16 protein-coding genes and 8 tRNA genes are annotated in these 23,504 nt (G+C 37.8%); 17 read left to right on the forward strand and 7 right to left on the reverse strand.

The annotated features are described in order from the left end of the window. Positions 1-12: 12 nt before the first annotated feature. A complete protein-coding gene (locus tag FW754_RS03705) occupies positions 13-4,587 on the forward strand; it encodes an Hpt domain-containing protein (protein WP_446323906.1) in 4,575 nt (1,524 codons plus the stop codon). Beyond that, positions 4,587-5,048 carry a hypothetical protein gene (locus FW754_RS03710; RefSeq protein ID WP_446323907.1) on the forward strand — a complete coding sequence of 154 codons (462 nt, stop codon included), beginning with the start codon at positions 4,587-4,589 and terminating at the stop codon, positions 5,046-5,048. Before FW754_RS03705 ends, FW754_RS03710 begins: the two co-directional genes overlap by 1 nt. 86 nt (positions 5,049-5,134) lie before the next feature. Here the strand turns inward: FW754_RS03710 and dapE are convergent, their stop codons facing one another. From dapE to FW754_RS03725, 3 genes are all read right to left on the reverse strand, one after another. Further along, positions 5,135-6,268 (reverse strand): succinyl-diaminopimelate desuccinylase, encoded by a 1,134-nt coding sequence (gene dapE, locus FW754_RS03715; RefSeq protein WP_409511211.1) that lies wholly within the window; start codon positions 6,266-6,268, stop codon positions 5,135-5,137. A gap of 243 nt (positions 6,269-6,511) precedes the next feature. Next, the gene (locus tag FW754_RS03720; protein ID WP_409511212.1) at positions 6,512-6,652 is read right to left on the reverse strand and encodes an entericidin A/B family lipoprotein; all 141 of its coding nucleotides are present in this window, start codon (positions 6,650-6,652) and stop codon (positions 6,512-6,514) included. Positions 6,653-6,767: 115 nt separating this feature from the next. Next, positions 6,768-7,640, reverse strand: a complete 873-nt coding sequence (locus tag FW754_RS03725) for a DUF1853 family protein (RefSeq protein ID WP_446323908.1) — start codon at positions 7,638-7,640, stop codon at positions 6,768-6,770. 96 nt (positions 7,641-7,736) lie between these two features. On the opposite strand from FW754_RS03725, the gene FW754_RS03730 reads away from it, so the two are divergent. The 11 genes from FW754_RS03730 (at position 7,737) to FW754_RS03780 (ending at position 10,301) form a co-directional block, all read left to right on the forward strand. Then, positions 7,737-8,114 carry a YbaN family protein gene (locus FW754_RS03730; protein ID WP_409511214.1) on the forward strand — a complete coding sequence of 126 codons (378 nt, stop codon included), beginning with the start codon at positions 7,737-7,739 and terminating at the stop codon, positions 8,112-8,114. A gap of 69 nt (positions 8,115-8,183) precedes the next feature. Next, on the forward strand, positions 8,184-8,684 hold the full coding sequence (gene elsL, locus FW754_RS03735; protein WP_446323909.1) for a cell wall-recycling L,D-carboxypeptidase ElsL: 501 nt from the start codon (positions 8,184-8,186) through the stop codon (positions 8,682-8,684). Positions 8,685-8,865: 181 nt separating this feature from the next. After that, positions 8,866-8,941, forward strand: a tRNA-Val gene (locus FW754_RS03740). A 25-nt stretch (positions 8,942-8,966) separates the two neighbouring features. After that, positions 8,967-9,043, forward strand: a tRNA-Asp gene (locus FW754_RS03745). A gap of 50 nt (positions 9,044-9,093) precedes the next feature. Continuing rightward, positions 9,094-9,170: transfer RNA gene (locus FW754_RS03750), tRNA-Asp, on the forward strand. Between the two features lie 21 nt (positions 9,171-9,191). Further along, positions 9,192-9,267, forward strand: a tRNA-Val gene (locus FW754_RS03755). 13 nt (positions 9,268-9,280) lie between these two features. Beyond that, positions 9,281-9,357, forward strand: a tRNA-Asp gene (locus FW754_RS03760). 30 nt (positions 9,358-9,387) lie between these two features. Then, positions 9,388-9,463: transfer RNA gene (locus FW754_RS03765), tRNA-Val, on the forward strand. Between the two features lie 8 nt (positions 9,464-9,471). Continuing rightward, positions 9,472-9,548: transfer RNA gene (locus tag FW754_RS03770), tRNA-Asp, on the forward strand. 72 nt (positions 9,549-9,620) lie between these two features. Beyond that, positions 9,621-9,696: transfer RNA gene (locus tag FW754_RS03775), tRNA-Val, on the forward strand. Between the two features lie 128 nt (positions 9,697-9,824). Then, complete coding sequence (locus FW754_RS03780) at positions 9,825-10,301, forward strand: DUF2750 domain-containing protein (RefSeq protein ID WP_446323910.1); 477 nt, start codon at positions 9,825-9,827, stop codon at positions 10,299-10,301. 20 nt (positions 10,302-10,321) lie between these two features. Here FW754_RS03780 and FW754_RS03785 read toward each other — a convergent pair whose 3' ends face one another. The 4 genes from FW754_RS03785 to yccS all read right to left on the reverse strand — a co-directional run bounded on the left by FW754_RS03785 (position 10,322) and on the right by yccS (position 17,136). Next, entirely contained in the window at positions 10,322-11,104 is a 783-nt protein-coding gene (locus FW754_RS03785; RefSeq protein WP_446323911.1) for a YdcF family protein, read from the reverse strand. 200 nt (positions 11,105-11,304) lie between these two features. Further along, entirely contained in the window at positions 11,305-13,998 is a 2,694-nt protein-coding gene (locus FW754_RS03790) for a PepSY domain-containing protein (protein WP_446323912.1), read from the reverse strand. A gap of 250 nt (positions 13,999-14,248) precedes the next feature. Further along, the gene (locus tag FW754_RS03795) at positions 14,249-14,809 is read right to left on the reverse strand and encodes a hypothetical protein (RefSeq protein WP_409512801.1); all 561 of its coding nucleotides are present in this window, start codon (positions 14,807-14,809) and stop codon (positions 14,249-14,251) included. A 152-nt stretch (positions 14,810-14,961) separates the two neighbouring features. Beyond that, positions 14,962-17,136: a YccS family putative transporter gene (yccS, locus tag FW754_RS03800; RefSeq protein WP_446323913.1), complete on the reverse strand. Its 2,175-nt coding sequence runs from the start codon at positions 17,134-17,136 to the stop codon at positions 14,962-14,964. A gap of 147 nt (positions 17,137-17,283) precedes the next feature. Between yccS and FW754_RS03805 the strand changes: the two genes are divergently transcribed. The 4 genes from FW754_RS03805 to FW754_RS03820 all read left to right on the forward strand — a co-directional run bounded on the left by FW754_RS03805 (position 17,284) and on the right by FW754_RS03820 (position 23,251). Further along, positions 17,284-18,492, forward strand: a complete 1,209-nt coding sequence (locus tag FW754_RS03805) for a multidrug effflux MFS transporter (RefSeq protein WP_446323914.1) — start codon at positions 17,284-17,286, stop codon at positions 18,490-18,492. A 477-nt stretch (positions 18,493-18,969) separates the two neighbouring features. Continuing rightward, a complete protein-coding gene (locus FW754_RS03810) occupies positions 18,970-20,217 on the forward strand; it encodes a DcaP family trimeric outer membrane transporter (protein WP_409512804.1) in 1,248 nt (415 codons plus the stop codon). 553 nt (positions 20,218-20,770) lie between these two features. Then, a complete protein-coding gene (gene gltS / locus FW754_RS03815) occupies positions 20,771-22,006 on the forward strand; it encodes a sodium/glutamate symporter (protein WP_409512805.1) in 1,236 nt (411 codons plus the stop codon). Positions 22,007-22,270: 264 nt separating this feature from the next. Continuing rightward, a complete protein-coding gene (locus FW754_RS03820) occupies positions 22,271-23,251 on the forward strand; it encodes a patatin-like phospholipase family protein (RefSeq protein WP_419349690.1) in 981 nt (326 codons plus the stop codon). The last annotated feature ends 253 nt before the right edge of the window (positions 23,252-23,504 follow it).

The following is a 23,504-nucleotide window of genomic DNA, read 5'->3' on the forward strand; positions in this document are numbered from 1 at the left end:
GAAGCCTGAACTATGAAAGAAGTATTAAAACATTTGGTTGAAAATACCACTTTGCCTGAAGATAGTTATCTAGAACAGGACGAAGAAATTCTTGAGATTTTTGTAGAAGAACTCGAAGAAATTTTTGAAACACTTGATCCTTTGCTTCAACAGTGGATGCAAAACAATAGCCAAGATGATGTCTTGGTGAATATTCGACGCTACTACCACACCTTGAAGGGTTCGGGTCGTATGGTGGGTGCGAAAAGCTCTAGTGAATTGGCATGGACGGTTGAGGATACGCTTAATCGTGTGATTGCTAAAAATTTGATGTTGACTGCAGATGTTCAACGGTACGTAAATACTGTATTTAATATTTATAAATATAAGTTGTACGATGAGTTTAAAGAGAAGAAAGAACATCATCTTGATTTACGCCCATTAGTTTTACTTGGTTTACAAATTCAGCAAAATCAGGGCGTAGAACCTGCATTAGAAAATTTATTACAATTGTCTGAAAAACTAAACAGCTCTCATATTATTACAGGTCTAGAAGTAGGCGGTGTTGATGAGCTTGTTGAAGACGTGGCTGAGTCTGAAGTCGTAGATGCTGTACCTGTAGAAATGGCAGTAGAAGAGGTTGTTGAGCCTGCTACTGAGGAAATTACAGAGCAAGCATCCGTTGAAAGATTCACACGTGAGAAGCAGTTGCAGGCCGAGGTGCCTGCAAATACATTTCAAGATGAAGAAAAAGACGATGGGTTACTATCTGAAACGATTGCTATCTTCATTGAGGAATCTGAAGAACATCTTCAAACGATAGCTGACTTTCTACAACAGGAAGAGCACACTGCTGATCAATATAATCGTTTGATTCGTGCCTTACATACCTTGCGTGGCAGTTCATCGATGGCACATATCGATGATATTTTTGAAGCAAGCGGAAAGATTGAGCATTTATTTAAAATGTTGGTTCAAGAGGATACTGAATCTAGTTTTAATGAGAGTGCATTGTTGACGCATTATGCTGAATTTGTTCGTGATTATTTACATGAGTTGAAATCTAATAAGATTTCAAAAGAGCATGCGGCAGAAATTACGCAAAAATTCAATGATGCTTGGGATCGCTACGGTTTTCAAATCGAGCAATTGCATGATCAAATTCATGCACAAGATCTTGTTTCTCATTTGGTTAATTTAAATATTGATCAGTTGCTTGACGCTGAGTTTGAGTTTGATAAGCGTGCACATGCTGAACATTCAAGCTACTTTGAGCAGCTTATTCAGCAAGCAGATTTATTGATTCAAAATACTAATAATCGCGCATCGCAAGGAATTTTTGAATTTACAAGTGGATTAAAATCCGCTTATGAAGCTGTGCTTGAAAAACCTGAATTACTCAATACAGATTATGCTTTTGAGTTGTTTACTCGCGTACATCAAGAATTCATTCATTTATTCGATACACTTGCATCAGGACAGCGTGTCAGTCTGAGTGCTGAAGCACATCAAGTGATACAAGACTTGAGTGATTATGTGCATCAAGAACTGCAACCTGTAGAGAATGTACAGGAAACGCTTGAAGTACAAAGCCATGATGATGTTAAAGCTGTTTCAGAGGTTTTGTCTGTTGCAAATAATACAGCGTCTTTAACACAGGTTGTTGCGCAGCGTATTCGTGATGATAAGAAAAAGTTCGATTCAGCTGAAAGTTTCCGCAATTTTGATGAAACCATTATGGAAATTTTCATTGAAGAAGCGGATGAGTTACTCGCTGAGATGGATACAGACCTCAATACATGGTCTAAAGATCTAAGTAGTACTAAAGCATTGAATAATTTGATGCGTCATTTGCATACCCTGAAAGGGGGAGCAAATATGGCACAAGCTGAACATGTGGGTTGGATTGCACATGAGCTTGAAACCATTTATGAACGTATTATTAAGAATCAAATGCAACCAACACAAGAATTGGTTCAGAGTATTCGTTTGGTACAGGATGATATTGCAGATCGCTTGCAGATTATTCGTGATCAAAGTGTTGATTATCCATCTGAAAATATTGTTGATCTACTTCGTAATATTGAAAAACAACCTGCTGAACTTGTAACAACAGAGTCAACTGAACAAGCTAAATCTGATCAACCCGTTGCTGATCAAATGCTTGATCATCCAGATACGAATGCAGATGATGTGGCGTCACCGATTCTTGATGAGGTTGAAAGTTCACATACAGATAATTCAATTGATGAGCAAGAGATTGATCATGTTGAACTGATTGCACGAGAAACATTCTTTGAGGAAGCAGAAGAATTATTGAGCGAAGCAGAACCATTATTAAAACAGTGGTTTGATGAACGTGGTAACCGAAGCTTACTTCTACAATTACAGCGTATTTTTCATAGTTTGAAAGGTGGGGCAAAGATGATCCATCTGGATCTCGTTGCTTCAATTGCGTATGAATTAGAAAATGCTTTTGAGCAGTTTGCTGTTAGTAACTTTAACTCAAATGCATACGATGCATTGCTACAAACAGCTGAAAAATGGCTCAAAGAAGCGATTCAAAAGCAGAATTATCAGCACTACGATAGCTTAAAACATAATCTGAGTAATATTCAGTATGTCGATGTTAGTGTACAACTGCCGAATAAGCTGACACGTACAGATTTATTGCTCGATCATAGTCCGATTGAGTTTATTCAAGGTGATGGCGCAGAACCACCATCAATGTTTGGTGACTGGGATCAATCAACTCAGTCTGATCAGAATAGCGAGATGATTCGTATCTCAGCTGATTTGATTGAAAAAATGATTGATCTTTCAGGTGAGAATGCAATCAACCGTTCACGTATCGAGATGGACTTAGGTCAGCTTGGTAATACATTGGTTGATATGGAGCTTGCAATTAAGCGTCTAGCCGATCAGTTGCGTCGAATGGAGGGTGAGCTTGAATCACAAATTATTGCAAAACATGGGGATTTAGGTTCACGTTATGCAGACTTTGACCCCTTAGAAATGGACCAATATTCATCACTGAATCAATTGTCTAAATCTTTGGCAGAGTCTGCATCGGATTTGGTTGACTTCAAAACCACTATTGCAGAAAAGATTCGCGATACAGAAAGTTTGTTATTACAACAATCACGTATTCAAGCTGAAATTCAAGAAAGTTTGATGCGGACACGTTTGGTTCCATTCTCAAGATTATTGCCACGTTTACAACGTTTAGTTCGTCAAACAGCAACAACATTGAATCGTCCAACTGATTTGATTGTTAATAATACCGAAGGCGAGCTTGACCGCACAATTTTGGAAAAATTGGTTTCGCCACTTGAACATATGTTACGAAATGCAATTGACCATGGTATTGAAGAGCAAGACGTTCGTCAGCAAGTACAAAAGCCAGAAACTGGTCGCATTGAATTGAACATTAGCCGTCAAGGTACAGATGTTATTGTTGAATTTAGTGATGATGGTAAAGGCATAGATGCTGAAATAATTAAAGCTAAAGCTATTGAAAAAGGCTTGATTCAAAAAGATCAAAAGCTGAGCCAAGAAGATATTTTACAATATATCTTCCACCCAGGTTTCAGTACAGCAAAACAAGTCACACAGATTTCTGGTCGTGGTGTTGGACTTGATGTTGTGCAAAGTGAAATTAAGTCGATGGGTGGGCAAGTCACTGTCCAATCCACACTAGGTCAAGGTTCGATATTTACCATTCGTGTACCGACAACGGTAGCGGTAAGTGACGCCTTGATGGTGAAAGTTGGTGATCAGCAGTTTGCGGTTCCATTATCACAAATTGATCGTATTGTGCGTATTTCACCTATGGCATTAGAAGAATTCTTTGATAGTAAAGAAGAGTTCTTTGGTATTGATAACCAATCTTATAAATTACGCTATTTGTCAGAGTTTGTATTGAATCAGCCTGCACCTCGTTTACAAGGAATTGGTCATTCATTACCTGTATTGCTCATTAAAGGCAGTATGGGGCAGAGTATTGCTTTACTTGTTGATCAGTTGGTTGGTTCGCGTTCTCAGATTGTGGTTAAGGCGATTGGGCAGCAATTCTCAAGCATTGGTGCAATTTCAGGTGCGACTATCATGGGTGATGGTCATGTCTGTCTGATTCTAGATGGGCAAAATATTGCACGCCAAATCCAATCAACACAGCGCGTGAAAGATGGTATTGATCATCGTGATCTAAATCGTAAGCGTGATCAGCGCCGTATGGTGATGATTGTTGATGACTCCGTAACAGTACGTAAAGTAACATCACGTTTACTGGAACGACATGGTTTTGATGTTATTACGGCAAAAGATGGTGTAGATGCCATTGAGCAACTTGAAAGTGTGAAACCGGACTTGATGTTGCTTGATATTGAAATGCCACGTATGGACGGATTTGAAGTGACGAACTTGGTTCGCCATCATGAAATTCATCGTGAATTGCCAATTATTATGATTACCTCTCGTACAGGTGAAAAACATCGTGAGCGAGCATTTAGTTTGGGAGTAACGAACTATATGGGTAAACCCTTCCAAGAAGCTGAATTGTTGGAAAATATAGAAGATTTATTGACTGACAAGCGGGAGGTATATTGATGGCGAAGAAAGAAATCAGTGCTGCATTTGATCAGGTCAGCAGTCAAGAGTTACAACATTTAATTACGGTTTCGACTGGATTTATTGATGCGTATATTATTGACTGTCATGATAAAGAAGCGATGTTATTACCTCAGAATGTTGTCTTATCTGCACTCGATAGTGCAATTAATGTCGATAAGGTTGAATGGCATGATGTTAAGCTTCCAGTATTCAGTGTGAGTAATCCAAATATAACACTAGGTGTAGCACTAGTTGTTGAAGGGGAACAGGCTAATCAACGATTTGCACTGATGTGTAATGAAATGCCGAAATCAATTCGCTTACGTATTTCTGAAGTTGTTGATGATAATCGTACGATTAAAGACAAAAGTGTTGCGTATTATGTATTGATTGGTCAAACCACTTATCACGTGCCTGATTTAGACTTTATTCAGAAAAAAATTGGTATTGCGCTTTAAAATTAAGCCAATCTGATTGAAATACAAAAAGGACGTTTTAGAACGTCCTTTTTGTATTTAAAAGGTCTATTGAAATAGATGAGAACTTAGGTAAGTAAATTTACTAAAATTTGTTCATAAATTTCAGCCAATGGCTCTAATTCAGCAATATTAACGTGTTCATTGATTTGATGAATCGTTGCATTTAATACACCTAATTCGAGTACTTGTGCGCCTGTAGGTGCAATAAAACGACCATCTGATGTACCACCACTCGTTGATAGTTCAGTGTCTGTGCCTGTAACATCTTTAATGGCTTTTGTTGCAGCATTCACTAATTCACCAACGGGCGTTAAAAACGGTAAACCTGAAAGTGTCCATTCAATGTCATATTGCACATTATGACGATTTAAAACTTCAAGTACACGTGCTTTAAGCTCTTCAGCCGTTACTTCGGTTGAGTAGCGGAAGTTAAATAAGGTAGTCAGCGTACCTGGAATAACGTTGGTTGCACCTGTACCTGATTGAATATTTGAAATTTGGAATGATGTTGCAGGGAAGTATTCATTGCCATGATCCCAAACTGTTTCACATAGCTCAGACAGCGCTTTAGACACAGCGTGAATTGGATTGATGGCAAGGTGCGGATATGCCACATGACCTTGTTTGCCTTTTACAGTCAGTTTGGCATTGAGTGAGCCACGACGACCATTTTTAACAATGTCACCTAAAGTATCAGTGCTAGATGGTTCACCTACTAAACACCAAGTCATTTTTTCCTTACGTGCTTCAAGGGTCTCTACGACTTTGACTGTACCGTTAATTGATGGACCTTCTTCATCAGACGTAATGAGAAAGGCAATGGAACCTTTGTGGTCAGGATGGTTTTTAACGAAACGCTCAGAAGCAACCACCATGGCTGCCAAAGCTGTTTTCATATCGGCACTACCACGACCATACAATTTACCATCACGGATTTCAGGTAAGAACGGGTCTGATTCCCATGAGTCAAGGTGACCTGTTGGTACAACGTCTGTATGACCTGCAAAACAGAATACAGGTTCAGTTGTACCACGGCGTGCCCATAAGTTATCTACATCTTCAAAACGCATATTTTCGATATTGAAACCAATGGCGCTCAAGCGGTCTGCCATAATGGTTTGGCAGGTATGATCTACAGGCGTGACTGAAGGTTGGCGAAGGAGTTGTAAACTGAGTTCCAGCGTTTCAGAGCGATTCATACACAAGCATCGATTAATCAAATTGATGCTTATCATAGAGCAAGATAATTCTGAAATAAAATAAAATACGATATTTTATATGGTAATAAAAAAATTTATGAATTATGTGCATGTGAAATAAGTGATGAATAAGGCTTATAGATATTTTAAAAAAGAGCAGTTATGAAAATTGAGTGATTAGCAAATATAAATCGCATAAAAAGCCCTGCATAGATACAGGGTTTCTTATGGATTTGTTGAAAATTACAATTTCTTTTCAACTTTATCGGCAGAATTCGAAACGGCATCACCCGCTTTAGAGACATCTTTACCGACACCTTTAACGGTATTACAACCTGTTAAAACGAAAGCAAAAAGCATTGAAGCAACTAAAATTTTTTTCATCTTTAATCTCCAGATTAAATTATTTTAAATTTCTTGTAGCGTGCAAAATTAACAAGACTTGCCATTACTGTTTTACGCTTCAATTACTTAGTTGTGTATGCCAAAATTCAATAAACTACAATTGTTCAACATTCAAACAAATAAAAGATGCTTGACGAAACATATAAAACTGTTCTTTTTCTGTACTTTTGTATAGGCCATTGCTCCACCAATATGCAGGAGGTGATGAAAGTGTTGCATCATGACAAATCCATTCTTGTCGTTGTAATCGATAGTAATTTGGCTGAGGAATATGATGCCCCCAATAACCAATATTACGTGCTTGGTTGACCCACGTTGGTATATTTAAAGCCAGATAATCATTGTCTAAAATATTTTTGGGGATGGTTGGTAGATAAAGCTGTCCTTTTAAAACAGCAAAACGCTTTTGAATAGAGTGATTTTGAACAGTTTCAAACTGAAATTGCTTTTGTGTGAAATGATTAAGTTTACGCTGTAGGGTGTCGGTTCGATTTAAACCGTACCAATGCGGTAGGCTTAAATTGGCTTCGGCGAGATAGTATTTTAAAGCCACCTCCCAGTGTTCAACTTGTTGTGTTTGCGTGTTGAATATTAAAAAATCGAGTTCACCTAAGGTTTGTTTCTCTTGAATAATTTGGATGCTATGTCCAATGAGTTTGAAATGATGGTACATATCATCCTGTAGCCAAAACCACATTAAATATTCAAAACGTAAGCCTAAGCGCGTACTCTTTAGCTGTGCAAGAAAGTCAATTAAGGGCTGAGGGTTTTGATCAAGTTCAAGCAAACGAGAATGGTAATTTTCATATTGTTGTTGCCAAAACCCATTTGGATGTAAATCAAAAACATGCTGTAGTGATAACTCTGGTGGGATATTGGATAAAATATTAGGGCTTGCAATGCTAAATGCCAATTGTCGAACAGCAGAATGTTGAAACTGTTTCCATGGTTCAAAAAGCATTGTCATAAAGTATCCATCAATCGTTTTTAGAAATATAAAATCTACAGCAGAAGCACGCTTGAAGCATATATACTTGCAGCATTGTTTTAAATGGGTTGCTGTATGAGAATCGTGTTTTGGCGAAGTCTAGTCATTCTATTTATAATACTCGGATTTATAGGTGCGTTATTGCCGGGTATGCCGACAACGGTTTTCTTGATCTTAGCAGCTTGGGCAGCATCTAAAGGATGGCCTCAGGTGGATACATGGTTAATGAACCATCCCAAGTACGGTGCAACCTTACGTGCATGGCGTGCAAATGGTACAGTCCCTCGTAAAGCGAAGTGGATTGCAAGTATCATGATGTTGATTAGTGGCATCATGATGTTACTTACCAATGCACCGATTGCTGTAAAAGTATTTACGGATCTTATCATGCTCAGTGTGGCTATTTGGCTTTGGATGCGTCCTGAACCAGAAGCAACGACTGAATCCAAATAAAGAACATTTGCCAAATTAAGTTATGAAAATAGTCAGGTAAACGAGATAAACACAATAAAGAGAGAAAATATGTATTCCATAGAGCAAGCCGATATTATTATCGATTTAGCCTCACAAACGCTTTCATTACCGAAACATAATAAGTTTTACACCGTATCAACGGGACTTAATGGAATTGGTGAAATTGAAAATACTGGTAAAACACCTAGAGGTTGGCATCGTATAGAAAAAAAAATTGGTGCAGATGCGCCATCCAATGCTGTATTTAAAGCGCGTCAAATGACAGGGGAAATTTATTCTGTTGAGTTTGGTGCCGCGAATCCCGAACGAGATTGGATTTTGACTCGTATTTTATGGCTCAGTGGTTTGGAAGAAGGATTTAACAAGGGAGAAGGTTGCGATACATTTAACCGATATATTTACATTCATGGTACACCTGAGAGTGAACCGATGGGTATTCCACGCTCACATGGTTGTATTCGCATGCATACAACACCGCTTGAAGAACTGTTTGAGTGGGTGAAAGAAGGGGATTTAGTATATTTGTCTGAGCATAAAATTGAAAATTGAAATATGGATCGATTAATTCCTTATCTTTAAATAGATAAAAAACATACAAAAAACACCATTTTTAATGAAAATAATCTATTTTTTAATCACTCGAGCGTGAAAACGCAATTTCTTCATGAAAAGCGTTTGACAGGCTGTGAAGTTTCTCTATAATGCACCACACAAGCGATGAAGTCGTAAAGGGCGCTTAGCTCAGTTGGTAGAGCGTCTGCCTTACAAGCAGAATGTCGGCGGTTCGATCCCGTCAGCGCCCACCAAGTCTTTACGTTAAATGTTTTAAGTGCAGCGGTAGTTCAGTTGGTTAGAATATCGGCCTGTCACGCCGAGGGTCGCGGGTTCGAGTCCCGTCCGCTGCGCCATTTAATTCAGATAACACATTGTTTGTACTTTAATAGCAATATTATGTAATGCAGCGGTAGTTCAGTTGGTTAGAATATCGGCCTGTCACGCCGAGGGTCGCGGGTTCGAGTCCCGTCCGCTGCGCCATTTACATAGTAGAACTTTTAAGGGCGCTTAGCTCAGTTGGTAGAGCGTCTGCCTTACAAGCAGAATGTCGGCGGTTCGATCCCGTCAGCGCCCACCAGATTTTTTGTGATGCAGCGGTAGTTCAGTTGGTTAGAATATCGGCCTGTCACGCCGAGGGTCGCGGGTTCGAGTCCCGTCCGCTGCGCCATCCTTAAAATCGAATGTTTACCCCTATGAAGGGCGCTTAGCTCAGTTGGTAGAGCGTCTGCCTTACAAGCAGAATGTCGGCGGTTCGATCCCGTCAGCGCCCACCATATACCGTGCAGCGGTAGTTCAGTTGGTTAGAATATCGGCCTGTCACGCCGAGGGTCGCGGGTTCGAGTCCCGTCCGCTGCGCCATTTATCTTAAGTCCTGAAATTAAGATATTTGCAAAAAGATAAAACTTACGCAATGTAGTTTTATTACGATCAGGGCGCTTAGCTCAGTTGGTAGAGCGTCTGCCTTACAAGCAGAATGTCGGCGGTTCGATCCCGTCAGCGCCCACCATATTTTAATATTCCCCCGTTATATTTTAAATTTAAATCATCTAATTTTATATTCTTATCTGTCATTGCTATACCTTATCGTTATTTTTAGATAAACTCACTTTATAATTTTAATTATAAGCCATGGTTATGAGAAATCCTTATCAACGCAAGGCTGCGTTAAATGCGACACAAAAGAATAATAGTGCTACAGATCAATATCGTCTTTTTATCGAAAATATTGTTCAACAAGGTAAAGTATACGCACTTTATCAAGATGGTTGGGCACTATGTGCGACCCCATCAGGACAGCAAACGTTAGCTGTTTGGCAATCTAAATCGCTTGCGCAACTATTACAAAAAGGTAATTGGGAAAACTACCAAGTAGAAGAAATTGCATTGATTCAGTTTGTAGAAAAAATGATTCCATTTATTCGTGAAAATGACAAAATTTTATCTATTAACTTAACCCCAGAAGGACAAAATGTTCTGGTTTCAGGGGATAAGTTTCTCATAGATTTGAAAAAATATCTTTATCATGTGCAACTGACCACGCCAAATATATTTAAAAGTGGTTCAGTGCCATTGCCACGTAAAATTCGCCTTCATGAAAAAGTCAGCAGTTAAGATGAAATGAGGCAATTCAATTAGTATTCATTGAGCAACCAACCGCTTAAATAAGCAAAATACTCTCTGAACCATGCATTATAACGTATGCTCAGTGGGGTTGGTGCAGAGATCATCAAGACGTTGCTATAACCTTGTTTATGCGCGATTGCTTCTGCACGTAATGTATGAAAATCACTTGTGACAATCGCAATGGGTTGTTGTAGACTCAAGTGATGTTGTTTAAGAATGGCTTGGCTATTTTTTAAATTCAATTCGGTACTCGTACTCTGATCTTCCAATAAAATACGCTGTGTCGAAATGGCATGTTGTTCTTGTAGGTACTTTGCCATTGCTTCAGCTTCAGTGATGGTTTCACCATAATCTAGACCACCACTGACAATAATCGGAATATTCGCTTGTTGTTTTGCAAAGCTCGCTGCACTGTCTAAACGGGCTACCAATGCTGCTGAAGGTTTTCCTTGTGTGATTCCGCTACCAAGTACAATGATTGCTTGTACGGGTTGATGTATTGTAGGTTGCAAATTGGAGCGATGAATATATAAAAAAAATCCTGCAAGACTGATGCACCATATTATAAATCCGATCCAACCTATATGCCAAAAATGTCGTAGTCGTGCGTGTTGATTTAAATAATTTTGAATTTTGTGCCAAGCCAATGCAGTGCCGATAAAAACAATACCTACCAAAAGAGGGATAATGGTTCCTAAATGCAGTTTTTTGAATAAAAATAGAATAAAACCATCAAGAAAGAGCACAAGACCGATAATAAGTAAAAGTAGACGGAATATTTTTGTTTGCATATTCAAAAAAATGGGTATGTATTCTGAGTTGTTTAAGTTTACGTCGTCTTATGTATTTTTTCATGTTTAATTTGGTTGATTTTTATTGTGAAAATAATTGATCAAAACGGATATTAAAAATAATAACAAACGGGCAATTTGCCCGTTTGTTATTTTGTCAGATGTAAATATTTAAATTAATAAAGATTAAAGCATATTAATTAATAGACATCTCTGCGATAACGCCCTTGTTGACGAAGTTCATCGATCAGATCAGCGCCTAAAATATCATTCAGAGCATGATCGACATCCGTCGCCATACCTTGAATACTACCGCAAACATAAATCACTGCGCCATTGCTAATCCATTGTTTTAATTCATCTGCATTTTGACGAAGTTTATGATGGACATAGATTTTTTCCTCTTGATCTCGAGAGAATGCAAGATCAAGACGTTTCAGCATAGCAGTGTTTTGCCAAGCTTGAATGGTGTCTTTAAAGAAGTAATCAACATTATGTTGGCGTTCACCGAAAATGAGCCAATTCTCTGTATAGCCTAAATGCGCACGTGCAGAGAGTAGACTAAGTAAGCCCGCAATACCCGTACCATTACCAATACAAATAATTGGACGATCATCGGTGATGAGGTGAAAGGATTCATTACTGCGAATACGCAAAGCAACCGTATCTTTTACAGATACATGTTGTGTTAACCATCCTGAGCCAAGCCCCAATTCACCTTGAGCATCACGTTGCTGACGTACAACTAAAGCTAAACGATGTTGCTCAGGAATACTTGCGATGGAGTATTCTCGGCTTGGTAAGGCTGGTAGTTGAGTAAGCAGTTGTTCGACATTTTGGAAAGGCTGGATGGTAACCGTTAAGTCACGATTCCATAGTGCTTGTGCAAGCATCATTTGTAATGATGGTACGATAGTATCACCAGAAATACTTTGTGATTTCAGGAAGTGATCAATACGATTTTGGCTATTACCTGGTTGAATTTCAGCAATATCACCAGCTTGCCAAGTCACATCATGATGCGCTTGTAGCTCAATATGATAGGCAGGTTCACCCAAACTATTTGGATTGAGCAATTTACATTGTGTCAGCTTCCATTGATCAAAAACTTTATCAATCGACATCGTTTGTAAATCAAGTTGTGTGCTTGCTGTTAGTGCTGTATTCCAACGTTGAATGTCATCATTATTACTGTTATTAACTTCAATGGTTTCAAATAAAGCTGTAGCACCATTATCTTTTAACCATTTGGCAATGCGATGACCAAATAAGCAATAACTATCTGGATATTCTTTTGAACCAAGTGCCAAAACAGCAAATTTGAGGTGGCTGAGATCAAGTTTTTGACTCAATATTTTTTTTTCAAATACTGATGCAAGATCAGGTGCTTCACCCGTACCATAAGTACTTGCAATGAACAGAATTTGGCTATTTTGCATTAGATCATCAACCGTCAATTGCTGTACAGCTTTTACAATCGTCGGTTGCTTTGCTTCTTGTAAACTTATTGCAGTACGCCAAGCCAATTGTTCAGCAACACCGGTTTGTGTTGCATAAGCAATGAGCCAAGGTGTTGCATTTGGGTCAATATTTTGTGTAAGACCTTGTCCAGTAATACCACCTTTTGCTGCAAGCGTTAATTTTTTTTGCTTACGACGTTTAAGGTAAAGCATCCAACCTGTTACAAAGAATAACGGCATTGCAAGTGCTGCAAGCATAGCAATGAATTGGTAGACTGGGCCAAAAAAACTACCTCGATGTACAGGAAGCATACTGCCCATGATTTTTTCATTAAGCTTTTTATCTTCATACAAATCAAGCTTTTCAATTTGATTGGTTTGATAGTTAAAGGTCGCTTTATTGCGTGCACGTTCATGCTGAGGAGTGGCATCAACAAATGAAATTTCCATTTGTCCATCTGCTTTTTTTGGAATACTTAATGTCGCACTTGAATAATCTCGACCAATTTTAGAATTAAAGCCTGTCCAACTTTGTGTTAGAGCAAGATTAATCTGTTCTGGTTTTAAGCCTTTTTTCTCAGATTTAGATGAATCTATATTTCGTTCAGCATCTTGCCCACGAACTTGTTGTGAATTTGGGGCATCACCTTGAGTGCGTTCAACACGTTGTCCACGATTTTCTTGTGATTGTGGATTGTTATTCTCACCTTGAGCACGTTTTTGCCCTTCACCACCAGCAGTAGCTTGCATTTCAGGTTTAGGCTGTTCAACGCCCATCACCTTAAACATGCCGCTACGCCACCAGTCATACGACCAATATAATCCTGTACATGCCAATAATAGATAGAAAATTACGACCCAAGTACCAACAACGGCATGTAAATCCCAAAGGAAATTACGACCTTTAAGTTTTGGCTTAATGACAAACCATTGTTTAAAAGAATGTTTTTTAGGCCAACGTAAGTACAAACCACTGAGTACAAAGAAAATCAGCATTAATGTAGATGCACCAGTAATTTGTTTACCGACAGGGCCGACAGTTAAATTACGATGGAGTTGCTGAATAAATTGGAAAAAATCTTTGCCTTTAACTTCGGGAAGTGTTGCCGCAGTATAAGGATTGACCATTAAAGTCGCACCACGACGGGCACCTTCTTTGGCATAGTTAATGGTTGAAGATTCTTCAGCAGCTTTGGCAATAGTGATACTGTTGATCTTCATTTCAGGTTGTGTGCTTTGGAAGTGTTGATACAATTCCGCAGGCGTCATTTTAGCTTTATTTTCAACCTGAACAGTATAACTGTCTGGATTAAGCCATCGGGTAATTTGTTGTTCGTAGGAATAAATAGCACCTGTTACGCCCATGATAGACAGAATAAGTCCCGCAGTGATCCCTAAAAACCAGTGAATCTGGAAAAATGTTTTTTTAAACATGATGAATGTCAGGCTGAGTTTTGTCGTGCAGAATTATAGCTTAAGAATTAGTAGAAAAAATGGATTCTCATATAATATTTATTCTCATTATCATTACTGTTCATGTTTTTATTGTTCTGTTCTAACTTTAAAGCGAATTGAGTAGGTTGTTGTGGTATTTAACTAAGATACATAGGTATAAATTTATATAGAATGGGACGTATAATATAAAAATCCTCCACAAAGGGAGGATTTTTAACATCATAAATGCTTAAAGGGGTTTTGCTTCACCCACACTTTCTTTTAAATGTTTGCGTATCGTTTCAAAAGGAAAGTTTTTGCTATTCATACGTTTTGGTAAGATGTATGCACCTTGTTGATCTTTAATTTTGAAATTGACCAACATAAAATCGGGTGCGTTGTACCATTCATAAATATCTTTCCAACCAATCGTTGCAACACCTTGTTGGGCGCCCATTTGTTGACGCATCACGATACCATGAGGTTGTACACCAAGCTGAATACCTTTAATTTCCTGCGCAGGAAATTCATTCATTTTACGTTTTACGTACCATTCTAGACCGAATTTTCGAACTAAGAGATAAATAGCAACACAGGCTAATGCAACCCAGAAAATCACAGTTGAATAGTTTTTGATGAACAATAAACCGAGAATGGAAATGGCTGTAACCACAGCCATAATAGCCCATGCTTTCATCCCAATTTTGTTGGTACTGCGCCAAATCATCAGTTGGGCATAACGCTGTTCTTCTTCAGAAACTTCATAAGGAACAGGTTGCAGTGTGTAGGCGTAAACGTTTTTTGCGGTCATAGTGTCAAAAAATAATATGTAAAACTGAGCAGAGTTTAGCATTAAAACAATACAATCAGTGAGTATATTGTACCAATTTACCATTCAATTTAATCGTTTATATGCTTGCGCCATGTACGATTTTGAGTGTGATGAATTAGGTGTGTTTTCACTTATAATGAAGCCAGTTCCGTTGAATGATTATCTCGGTCATGGCTCAGGCTTTGCTTTAAGGTACTGAGTTGTCGCAAGATACTAAACATTAACGAGAGTTGCTGCAAAATTATTAAGGATTTTTCTGAGTTTTCATCTGATTGATTTAAACGTAAACGAATGCTTTGTAGCATATTGTGCGTGGTCAAATCAGGAACCTCATCATGTAATAGTGCACCTTGAATATCATCTAAAGCAGTGTCAAGTAATGCCAATATTTCAGGATCTTCTATTTTTTCTCGATGTGCACCCAAAGCCGCAATATAGCTAATAAAAGTATGATTTAGGCATAAAAACTCAAAGGCTTGTGCCTTTTGTACAGGATCAAAATCAGGTTCGGTAGCAAGGGTTGAAATGAGTGATGCGACATCAGCATCGGTATTGTGCGCTGCACGGCGAACTACACGATAATTTAAACTATTTTGCCGACCATGATGATACTGTTGAATCACTACATTTAAATAGGCACATTGGGCTTCAAGAGAGCGTTGAATGGTGCGAGGCAAGCGACGGAATTTCCAGTCAGGGAAAATAAAGCTGACACCAAACCATGCTAAAGCACAACCTAAAATTGTATCAACCATGCGAGGCCATGCTGCAGTTAGACCAATACCATCTAAATTGAAATTAATGAGTGCCAACACGGTAATAAAGGCGGTTGCTTGTGCATATTGTTTACTACGTAATTCAAAAAATAATACGCCACTGATGACCAGTAGAAGTAGTTGTCCTTCAATGGATGGTACAAAAAATAGAATGGCATAGCCTGCAATAATTCCCCCAAGTGTGCCTAAAATACGTAAACGTAGTCGGCGTTTGGTGGCGTTAAAGTTAGGTTGGCTGACAAACAGAGCCGTAAGTAATACCCAATAGCCATATTGGATATTAGTCAGTTGAACAAAGACATAGCCAATAAATAAAACAATAGAAACACGAATGGCATGCCTAAAGAGAACCGATTCAGGCGTTAGATGTTGTTTGACTCTAGAAATTACATCATCCCAACCTTTGAGGTCATCGTCACGTAATTGATTTTCAATATGCTTGTCTTTTTCGACGGTTAAATTACGAATGGTTTCAACATTACGTAGTTGAGCATCAATCGATTTTAAGTTTTGATAGAGTGAAAAGAGAGCATTAATCCACACGGGATCATATTGTTGATCTTGGCGAAGTTTTTCTAAAGATTTACGTAAGTTTTTGAAAGCATGCTCAACACGGTTACTATGACTGTATGTTGTACGATGTAGAATACTCTCTGCGAGGTCGTTACAGGTTTTTCCTTGCAAGGACAAAATACGTTGAAAACGAAACAGAATATCGCTGTGTTCAAATACTTTTGCTAATTTTTGATAATCAATATGTGAGGAATCAGCCCGTTCATGAATATCTTGTGCGACAAAATAATACTGTAAGCTACGGCGGGTATCTCTTTGTCCTCGGTCACCTTTAAGGCGGGTCAACAATGCCGTCCGCAGTTCATTAAAAAGAGCAATGAGCTTGCCATTTTCCATCGAGAGTCCAATCATACTTTGCTGATAACTTTCAGGTGTCATATCGACATCAAATAGATTCGATTTTGAAAATAGGAAATTACCAAGCGCTGAATAACATTGAGCAAGTTTGTCTTGCACCTGACGAACAGGAAACAATAAAAAACTGATGGTTGAGATTAGACCGTACCACATTGCTCCAATAACGAGTAAGAGTGGCTGTGAATACCAGTGTTCAAATAAATGTACACCAAGCATTGAGTAGACTGAAACAACTAAACAACCATAAGAAATAGTGGCATAACGTCTACCGAGTGAACCAAGCAAAATCCAGCCAATACAGGAAACAATCAATCCTAAAGCAAATATGATGGGGTAAGGAAATAAAAGATGGACTGATACGGCGGTAATAAAAAATCCAATATAAGTATAAACTTGATTCAAAATCCGTACAGAAAAGCGATCATCAATGTCACTTAAACCTGCTGCAACTACACCCAAAGTGAGTGGAATAGTCATAATTTGATGATCTAAAAAATAGGGGATAAATGCAGTACCTGCGAAAGCAATAATCATTCGCAAGTTATACATAAATGTCGTGTTATAGGTCGCTTTACGCAGTTTTTCCAGCAAGGGGTTCAAGCGCGAGTCCTTATACAGGTCAGGTGGATTTTAGCCGTATCACTATTCAATTTTAAGCGTGAATATTCACTTTTCTGTAGGTGAAATCATACTATGGAGTGTGTAAACTTGTCTGCTCTGTTCGATATTTATAATTGAAATAAGCATATGTCAGAAAAAAACATTGGGAAGCCCTATTCAATTTTTTGGATCATGCTATTGGCATTATTTACATCATTGGGTCCTTTATCCATTGATATGTATTTGCCAGCCTTACCACAAATGGCTGAAGACTTTCAGGTCAGCACTTTACAAATTGCCAATACCTTGCCTGCATATTTTATGGGCTTGGCGATTGGTCAGCTGATTTATGGTCCAATTAGTGATCGAATTGGGCGTAAAAAACCTCTGTATTTTGGAATGGCACTATATGCAGTAGCAAGTCTATTGTGCATATTGGCACCTGATCATTGGTCGCTGATTGCAGCAAGAATATTACAAGCACTCGGTGGATGCGTCGGTGTCGTGATGGCACGTGCTGCCATTCGAGATTGTTTGGATGTACAAAGTTCTGCACAAGCCTTTGCTCAAATGATGATCGTGATGGGGGTTGCACCTGTTATGGCACCTGTGATTGGTGCAGTGATGTTGCAGTATTTTGAATGGCAGGGCATTTTTATCTTACTTTCAATCATAGGATTGATTTGTTTGCTGTGTGTGCATTTCTTTTTTGATGAAACGCTGAAAGTTGAAAATCGCCTAAAATTAAACTTCAAACAAGTGTTGATTCTGTATAGCAGTATTTTACAAGATAAGAGCTTTCGTTTACCTATGTTGGCAGGTTGCTTAAGTGGGGCATCTTTATTTTGTTATATCAGTTCTGCGTCTGCTGTTTTCATGGATGGTTATGGTTTAACGCAAAAACAGTTCGCTTTCGCCTTTGCTCTAAATGCAATGGGGATTATTTTAATTTCTGCATGTAATAAGCAATTAGCTCGACGCTTTAGCGTGTTTCAGCGTTTAAAAATCGGCGGGTGGATTCAAGTGAGTGGTGCAATTATTTTACTTATAGCGGGTTTTTTATACTTAGCACCCATGGCTTTGGTTATGCTTGGTATGTTTCTTGCTGTTTCTGGTATTGGTTTTACAGGACCCAATGCAATGGCGATTGCAATGGCACAACAAGGTGCTCGTGCAGGTACTGCAAGTGCAATCATGGGCAGTGCTCAATTTGCTTGTGGTTTGATTGGTGGGATCATTTTAAACTTTCTTTTTTGGGACGTCATATTGAATATGGCTGTGTTGATGGTGTTGTTCACATTGTCAGGGTTGATAGCTATCTTTGCTGTCGAAAAGCAATTAAATTTGACCGTTTGAGTGCTTATTTGAAATAAATAAGGCTTGGCTCTAAGCAAGAGTTAAGTCTTATTAGAGAATACTCAGTACGGTTTGCCTAAAAATGTGATTTTTCCATATATACAATGGTCGCATATATTGAAAAAATAAAATTTAGAAAATTTGCTAAGCGCCCGACTATATAAGGATTATAGAAAAGTTAATCTGAAAAAAGAATTGAAAATAACTTTTCATTCGGTAAAACTGATTTTAATTAAGCAGTTTAGTTAAGCTAGATTACAACTGTGTAGGGTTTATACACAAAATGTTACTTTTATGTTTTAACTTAATATCAATGCTTACATAATTCAGCAACACACATTGGTGTTTTGTTTTTATTTATGCAGTCACTCTTATGTACTGCCTGATCAAAACAAAAAAAATGATTTTTAGTCATATACAGGTTTTAAAAATCATATCGCACGGATGTTTATATTTTATAAAGACGAGGAATGTTTCATGGGTCAAATTATTAGCCGTAAATCTTTTTTTCAACAGGGTTTAGCTGTCGCTGTAACTGCGTTGATGATGACATCTGCAAATGCTGCATCAGATGCAGAAGTGAAGCAACTTCGTGAAGAGGTACAAGCGCTTAAAGCATTGGTTCAACAACAGCAACAAATCCAACAGCAGCAACAAGTTATTTTAGCTGACGTAAAGGTACAGCCTGCGGTTATTACGCCATTGGCTGGATTGAAATCTAAAAATGGTGCAAATGTTAATTTGTATGGTTTTGTCCGTGGTGATGCAAACTATATTATTGAAGGTGCGGATGATGACTTCAACGCTGTAAGTAAAAGTAAAGGTGAAGCTCAAGATAAACTTCGTGCGACTGCAAAGACAACACGTTTAGGTTTAGATTTTGATACCCCAGTCGGCGATGCAAAAGTCGGTGGTAAGGTTGAGGTTGATTTTGCAGGGACTAACGAAGCATTACGTATTCGCCATGCATATTTAACGTATAACAATTGGTTATTTGGTCAAACAACTTCAAATTTCTTAGCGGGTCATGCACCAGAAATGATTGACTTTGCAACAAATCTTGGAGGTGGTACAACACGTATTCCACAGGTTCGTTATTCATATAATTTAGCACCAGCCACTAAAATTTTTGTTGCAGCAGAAGAGGGTAATAGCTCAGGTACAGCAATTAAATATAGCTTACCAGTGTTAACGGCAAAAGTTGTACAAGGTTATGCCGAAGGTCGTGGTAGTGCATCTGGTCGTGTAATGATTGAAAACTATAAATCAGATTCTGCAGATGACAACCAAACAGGTTGGGGCGTTGCAGCAGGTACAGATTTTAAAGTTACAGATGATTTAAAATTATTTGCTGATGCTTCTTATGCAGTAGGTAATAGCAACTATTTATATGGTAGTAACTCAGCATTTTCTGTTGTAAACGGTGATATTGAACAAAACGAATTTACTGCAGTTCAGGTCGGTGCAACATATAAAATTTTACCGAACCTACGTTCAACTTTAGCATATGGCGCATTATTTGCTGATGATAGTACTGATTATGCAAAAGCTGCATCAAATGCTGATGCAAATGAAAAAGTACAACAAGCATGGTTAAATATGATTTATTCACCAGCTAAACCGATTGATTTAGGCGTGGAATATATCAATGGTAAGCGTGATACTTTTGCAGGTAAATCATATAAAGATAATCGTGTTGGTTTGATGGCGAAGTATAACTTCTAATCGATGATTCAATCTTTAAAAACCAGAATGTAATGTTCTGGTTTTTTTACGCAAAATATTTTTTAGAAAAATGAATGTACGTTTAGCATCAAGTATCTTGATCATGGAAATTGTAAAATAATAAGCATGTAAGCGTAAAAAAAGGCATAATAAAGATATCTTTAAGCCTTTTTTAATTGAGTTTAAATTAAGGCATTTGCAAATATACAAAACTGATTCGTTTTTTATATGGTGTGGTGGCAATGCAGGGTTAAATTCAATGCAGAGGCTCCATTTTTATTGAGTTGTTTGAATAATCTTTAGCGGCTCAATGAAAATTTACTCATAAATTACATGAGAAATCTCTCCATGAACGCCCCTCGCATTTTCTCTATTCACATCGTCTTTGCACTATATGGTAGCTGATTATTCAGCGGAAAAATCCTTTTTCGAACTACTTTTTGTTGTACGGTTTTGTACTTAAGCTGAAGTATTAGCTCAATAGGTATGGGAATTTATATTCCTTTTTTAATGAACTGTAGAACAAAAAGTATTCCATCATAGGGAAGTAATCATGGAATTTACTTTTAACGCATTTTATACGCTTATTGCAGCAGTAATTGTGTTATTGCTTGGGCGTTTTTTAGTCAATAATATTGACTTTCTACGTAAATATAACATTCCTGAACCTGTTGCAGGTGGTCTTGTTGCAGCTGTTGTTTCATTACTTGTGCATAACTTATTTGGTTATAGTGTTACTACAAGCAGTGAATTACAAACCAGTTTCATGTTGGTTTTCTTTGCATCAATTGGTTTAAGTGCGAACTTTGCTAAATTGAAAGAAGGTGGCGTAGGCTTGGTAATTTTCCTTGTCTGTGTTGCATCTTTTATTGTGGTGCAAAACTTTGTCGGTATCAGTCTTGCGACACTAATGGGGCTTGATCCCTTGATTGGTCTAATCGCAGGTTCAATTACCCTGACAGGTGGTCATGGTACGGCAGGTGCTTGGGGCACGATTCTTGAAACTGAGCATGGCATTCAAGGTGCGCTTGCACTCGGCATGGCATCTGCAACATTTGGTTTGATTATTGGTGGTATTATTGGTGGTCCATTGGCAAAATTGCTGATCAACCGTTACCAACTATCTGATCCTAAAACGTATCAAGATAATAATGCTCAGAATCAACATGAAAGCAATGAGCTAGGCGAATATGTACCTTTTGAATATCCGCATCAAGTTCGTTTAATTACTGCCGATAATGCCATTACAACACTTGGTTTATTTGCTGCCTGTCTTGCATTTGCAGACTTTATGACGGGTTATAGCAAAGGTCAGTGGTATGAGTTACCAACATTTGTTTGGGCGCTCGGTGGTGGTGTAATTCTACGTAATATTCTTGAAAGTGTATTACGCGTGAAAATGTTTGATCGCGCGATTGATGTTTTCGGAAATGCAGCATTGTCATTATATTTAGCAATGGCGTTGTTGTCGTTGAAATTGTGGCAACTTGCCGATCTTGCAGGTCCGTTAGTGGTGATTTTGACCGCACAAACTTTAACAATGGCATTATATGCAGCCTTTGTAACCTTCCGTGTGATGGGCAAAAATTACGATGCAGCAGTATTGGCGGCAGGTCATTGTGGTTTTGGTATGGGGGCGACACCAACAGCAGTTGCAAACATGCAAGCCATTACAAATATGTATGGACCCTCACATAAAGCATTTTTGATTGTTCCGCTTTGTGGTGCATTTTTTGTCGATTTGATTAATGCCACTGTGATTCAGATGATTTTGAAATTTATGGCTTAATTAGATTTTCAAACTTTTGTTTAAAATACTCAAGTCTATAAAATATCAGTTTGAAAAGTGTGTATAAAAAAGCCCTATGACCTATAGGGCTTTTTTATGTAAGTTTATTTGTGAACGAACTGAATGTATAAAAAATTAGGTGATTCAAAAGGATAAATTTTTAGCAAATTACCATCATTTTAAGTATTTAATATGACCATTTAAATAAAAGTAACAACAGCGATAAACAAATTATGTTTAGATATAGATTAATTAAAAGTGTAAGTGGAACAAATGCAATTACCTAAAATACTGATATTGATTGTTGGCTTATTAGGGGCAGTACATTCGTATGCGGCTGTTCAAAACACTTTAAATATTACGCCTATTGAGTCAATAAGTACGCAAGAGGCAACATCTAAATTAGATCAGCGTTTTAAGCATGCTCAACAGAGAGAGAAGCCAGTTGTTGCATTGGTACTTGGTAGTGGTGGCGCACGAGGATATGCGCATATTGGTGTCATTCAGGTCTTAGAAAAAAAGGGTATTCATCCTGATTTTATTGTAGGTACAAGTGCGGGTAGTATAGTCGGTTCATTGTATGCGAGCGGAATGTCTGCGAGTAAACTTCGCAATGTTGCTTTAGATATGAAAGTTGCCGATGTCCGTGAATTTAAAATTGGCTTAAAAGGCTTTTTTGATGGTGAAAAAGTTGAAGATTATGTCAATGAACAAGTTAAGCATCAATCCTTAGAAAAATTAAAAATTCCAATGTATGTGGTTGCTACAGAGCTTAAAACGGGTAAAAAAACGATTTTTAATCATGGTAATACAGGGCAAGCTGTTCGTGCTTCTGTATCCATTCCAAGTATGTTTGTACCCACGGTCATTGGTGGTGAGGAGTATGTGGATGGAGGTTTAGTCAGCCCCGTTCCTGTCAATATCGCCCGAGATTTGGGAGCAGATATTATTATTGCAGTGAATATTTTAGCCCAGCCTGCATATACTGAAACCAGTAATATTTGGGGGTTATTTAATCAAAATATTAATATTATGCAAAATCGTTTAGCTGAAGAAGAAATGAAAAATGCTGATATTGTGATTCAGCCTGATTTACGTGAAAAAGCACATATTTTTGATGTAAAGGGACGCCAAGACACCATTCAGGCGGGTATAGATGCCACCCAGCAAAGATTGCCTGTGATTGAGGCAGTTATGATGCAAAAAAAAAACCAACTCAGTGGTCAACGTGTCAATGTTGATTAATAATAAACTTTTATGAATCATTAGTTTTGCTGTTGATGTATTTTGATACATGTCCAATTTTTTAAGTCTAAGATTTATATATTTTGTAGTGTCTTGATTTTTATATTTTAAAAATGAAAGAAGATTTTTAAATTTCAAAATAGTTCTTCAAAATTATATTTTTGATTTTAACTTTCGTTAAAATAAGATTGAATAAAAATTGTAGATACACGATGTATATCACATCTGTATGAAAATATTAGGTTTAAGTGAA

The organism is Acinetobacter sp. 1207_04 (assembly GCF_052850415.1).

Coding starts and splice junctions, on each gene's coding strand:
- FW754_RS03705 (WP_446323906.1), top strand. CDS start 13: ATGAAAGAAGTATTAAAACATTTGGTTGAAAATACCACTTTGCCTGAA.
- FW754_RS03710 (WP_446323907.1), top strand. CDS start 4,587: ATGGCGAAGAAAGAAATCAGTGCTGCATTTGATCAGGTCAGCAGTCAA.
- dapE (WP_409511211.1), bottom strand. CDS start 6,268: ATGAATCGCTCTGAAACGCTGGAACTCAGTTTACAACTCCTTCGCCAA.
- FW754_RS03720 (WP_409511212.1), bottom strand. CDS start 6,652: ATGAAAAAAATTTTAGTTGCTTCAATGCTTTTTGCTTTCGTTTTAACA.
- FW754_RS03725 (WP_446323908.1), bottom strand. CDS start 7,640: ATGACAATGCTTTTTGAACCATGGAAACAGTTTCAACATTCTGCTGTT.
- FW754_RS03730 (WP_409511214.1), top strand. CDS start 7,737: ATGAGAATCGTGTTTTGGCGAAGTCTAGTCATTCTATTTATAATACTC.
- elsL (WP_446323909.1), top strand. CDS start 8,184: ATGTATTCCATAGAGCAAGCCGATATTATTATCGATTTAGCCTCACAA.
- FW754_RS03780 (WP_446323910.1), top strand. CDS start 9,825: ATGAGAAATCCTTATCAACGCAAGGCTGCGTTAAATGCGACACAAAAG.
- FW754_RS03785 (WP_446323911.1), bottom strand. CDS start 11,104: ATGCAAACAAAAATATTCCGTCTACTTTTACTTATTATCGGTCTTGTG.
- FW754_RS03790 (WP_446323912.1), bottom strand. CDS start 13,998: ATGTTTAAAAAAACATTTTTCCAGATTCACTGGTTTTTAGGGATCACT.
- FW754_RS03795 (WP_409512801.1), bottom strand. CDS start 14,809: ATGACCGCAAAAAACGTTTACGCCTACACACTGCAACCTGTTCCTTAT.
- FW754_RS03805 (WP_446323914.1), top strand. CDS start 17,284: ATGTCAGAAAAAAACATTGGGAAGCCCTATTCAATTTTTTGGATCATG.
- FW754_RS03810 (WP_409512804.1), top strand. CDS start 18,970: ATGGGTCAAATTATTAGCCGTAAATCTTTTTTTCAACAGGGTTTAGCT.
- gltS (WP_409512805.1), top strand. CDS start 20,771: ATGGAATTTACTTTTAACGCATTTTATACGCTTATTGCAGCAGTAATT.